General features: G+C 67.3%; 4 protein-coding genes. 1 reads left to right on the forward strand and 3 read right to left on the reverse strand.

Annotated elements, in window-relative coordinates; genetic code table 11:
* Positions 1–2: 2 nt before the first annotated feature.
* From ML01_RS26465 to ML01_RS26470, 3 genes are read right to left on the reverse strand one after another with little or no spacing between them, the layout of a single operon-like run.
* Positions 3–635 carry a hypothetical protein gene (locus tag ML01_RS26465; protein WP_058558357.1) on the reverse strand — a complete coding sequence of 211 codons (633 nt, stop codon included), beginning with the start codon at positions 633–635 and terminating at the stop codon, positions 3–5.
* The gene (locus ML01_RS31585) at positions 632–1003 is read right to left on the reverse strand and encodes a PEP-CTERM sorting domain-containing protein (protein ID WP_082674708.1); all 372 of its coding nucleotides are present in this window, start codon (positions 1001–1003) and stop codon (positions 632–634) included. Before ML01_RS31585 ends, ML01_RS26465 begins: the two co-directional genes overlap by 4 nt.
* Entirely contained in the window at positions 975–1478 is a 504-nt protein-coding gene (locus ML01_RS26470; RefSeq protein ID WP_058558358.1) for a hypothetical protein, read from the reverse strand. Before ML01_RS26470 ends, ML01_RS31585 begins: the two co-directional genes overlap by 29 nt.
* Positions 1479–1690: 212 nt before the next feature.
* On the opposite strand from ML01_RS26470, the gene ML01_RS26475 reads away from it, so the two are divergent.
* Positions 1691–2683 (forward strand): helix-turn-helix transcriptional regulator, encoded by a 993-nt coding sequence (locus ML01_RS26475; RefSeq protein WP_058558359.1) that lies wholly within the window; start codon positions 1691–1693, stop codon positions 2681–2683.
* Positions 2684–3048 lie beyond the last annotated feature (365 nt).

A 3048-nucleotide genomic window follows, 5' to 3' on the forward strand; every position in this document is an offset into this window, starting at 1 on the left:
CACTAGGTAAAGCCGACCGTTGATGATGGCGTGCCGCTGGTTCCGGTTGAGCCCCAGTTAGTGCGCCCGTCACCGATGTCGTTGGCGAAGCCGATTGCATACCGACCGTTCGCAGCCATCAGCCAGTCCGAGGTCGGACTGAAGGTGATGTACGCGGCGGTCGAGGTCAGATCGATGCCGGAGAAGTCTTCTTGATAGGCCGGTGAAGCGCCGCCGGCAGGCGCCGTATCGCTGTCCCCGAGCGCCCACAAAGACACCCGCCAGGTCATGTCGTTGAGCGGGCCATCGTCGCGCAGCAGGAGTGACACGCTGTCGAGCAGCCAGGCCGTATCACCCGTGGTGAAGACCCGGCCATTGATGCGGTTGTAGGCGGGCGTATTCATGCTCCAAGTGGTCTGGTTGCCGCCGTTATAAGCGGTATCGGTCAAGCCGCTGGTATTGTCGAGCAGCACGATGGCAGCGTCGGCCTTGGTGATGCCGAGCGTGATGCCGAGACCGAGCAGCGATGCGCCGAGCAGCAGAGGTGCAATGAATCGCCGCATGCGCGGGACTCCCGTCATCGCGCCGCCCGTCATCGCGCCGCTCTGGGCCAGTAGACCGGTCGCCGCCAGGGTCTTGATGTCTGGTCTGATCATCGTCGATTGCTCCGTTGTTGGTGGGTCGGTTGCGCTGGACCGGCGGGAATCGCCGACCTTTCAGAAGTCCCGGGGCTGTGCTCAGGACGTACCCGGCCCGTGAGCGGCGCTCGGCGGCGCAGCCCCAGTGCCCCCAGCCCCAGCAGCAACAGGGCCGTTGCCCCGGGCTCGGGCTCGGGCACGGTGTCGTCAGCAGCGGGCGATTGAGGACGGCTGCCGCTTCGCTGGTGTCCAGGTCGACACCGTTCCACCCGGCGGTCGGCCAGGGCAGCAGTGCCCAGCCATAGCCGGGCAGGCTGCCGGCCTGCTGGGCCAGCAGGGAGGCCGTCACGTCCAGGGTCAATAGGCCCAGGGGGACGTTCTGGCATTGGAATCGTTGCCCGCGGAGGTCACCGGGGTGGACGCGGCGCCGACACTGGGGGCGGGGAACCCCGATGTGCCGAAGGACGAGTCCCAGGTGATCCCGTCGGTCCATGCGGACAGCATGTCGAACAACTGGAAGCCACTGCCCGCATCGTTGACGCTGAGCGTCAGGGTGGCCTTGGTGATGGATGCGGTGACGGGCACCTTGCCGGGGCCGCTGCCGAACACCTCGTCGAAACGCAGCAACATCGCGCTGACGCTGGTGACGCCGCTGGAAGCGCTGCCCAAGTCGACGGACAGCGAGGGCGCCGCCCCCAACCGGGTGGTTGGCTCACCCTGATCGATGCCTGCGTCCACCGCGGCGGTGTAGCCGTTGACGACCTGCTGAAAGCTGTAGACGGCCAGGCCGGCCTGGGCGGCCCCGGCGGTGTGCAGGGCCAACGCTGCGGCAGGGAGGATGACAAGCGGGCAGAGCTTCATGGTTGTCAATATCTGTTGTCGGCAGTGAAGGACGGACTGAATCAGCCGTCGGTTTGGCCAAGCCCGACGGCCGACGCCGTGCCTGCGTCAGCAACGAGGAGAAAAAGACCTTGCGAAATCCTAAGGGGTTTTGCGGCGTTTCCGGGGTTTCCCCCGATGCCTTATCCTGGGCGGCGTGATGCCCGAAACGGCAGGTGGTAGAGTCCTGCGGTATGCGCACCGCCGTCCTCGACATGGCCATCCGCTGGCTGGTGGAACCCGATCTGGAGCCGCTTTGCCTCGGCGCCCGGTGCAGCACCCTGCCGCGCACGCCCGCCCCCTTCGACGAGGGCGCGGGGGACGGCTGGATGGAGATGCTGGATCTGGACCTCGGTGTGCACCTGTGCCGGGTGGTGCATCGCTTCGCGCCCGGCCAGGGCGGACTGAGACCGATGTCCGCGGTGCAAGCCGATCTGGCCGAGCCGATCTTCTTCGTCCAGTCCGTGCGTGTCGGCGCCGGCGTGCTGCACGATCAGCGGGTCGGTCTGCGGCTGGCGCACGACAGCCAGTCCTGCGTCTTCGCCCACCTCGACCGGGTCGACCACCGGCACCTGGCGGAGGCCGGCGGGATGCTGGAGGTCACCGCGCTCGGCATGGAGCGCTCGCGTCTGGACGGCCTGCTTGGGGCGGCAGCGGCGCGGGATTTGCTCCGGGCGCTGGAGATCGGGCGCGCGCCCGCCGCCAGCGTGCGACCGGTGCCGCAACACATCAAGTCAGTCCTGGAGGCGGCCCTGACCGACTCCCTCACGGGCGGCCTGCGCCGGCTCCATGCCCAGGCGCGCGTGCTGGATTTTCTGGTCGCCCTGGCGCGCCATCTGCACACCCTGCCCTGCCCCGAGGCCAACCGGCGGGCGCGCATCCGGCGGGTGCGCGAGGAGTTAGACCAACTGCAAGGCCAGGTTCCGAACCTCGGTGAGTTGGCCCGGCGCCACGGATTCTCGGCGCGGGCGCTCAATCAGGGCTTCAAGGATGCCTTCGGTTGCACCGTTTTCGCCTATGTCACCGACCTGAGGCTCGACGCCGCCGATGCCCTCCTGCGCGCCAGCCACGTCCCGCTCAAGGTCGTCGCATCCCGGTTGGGCTATGCCAGCGTGAGCCATTTCAGCCGCGCCTATATCGCCAGATTCGGGGTGCGTCCGGGGTCGGTGCGTCCGCGCTCGGGGTGATGGAGGCTCCAACCCTGATGGGCGATAGCCGCGGCACCGCGTACTAAGGCGATTTCTGTCAAAAAACATACCGCCTGGCTTGTCTTTTCGCCCGCCTTCTGCGTCGCGGCAGCGGGTGCATAGTGCGACTATGCACCCGCTGCCGCTCCTTGAAGGCGGACGAAAATCCTGCGCCATTCGGTACGTTTTTTTCGGCAATCGCCTAACGAATAAGGTTAGATCGCGCGAGCGAAGCGAGCCGCGATCTGAACCGGTCGTTGGACGAGCCCGGGGTCGAGGAATCACGGGGAGGGCATAGAAAACATCTTCCATGAAGCCGGTGGTGCGCCGGCCGCGGGGACCCGCGGCCGGCGCACCACCGGCTG

It is taken from the genome of Thiohalocapsa sp. ML1, assembly GCF_001469165.1.
GTDB lineage: Bacteria > Pseudomonadota > Gammaproteobacteria > Chromatiales > Chromatiaceae > Thiohalocapsa.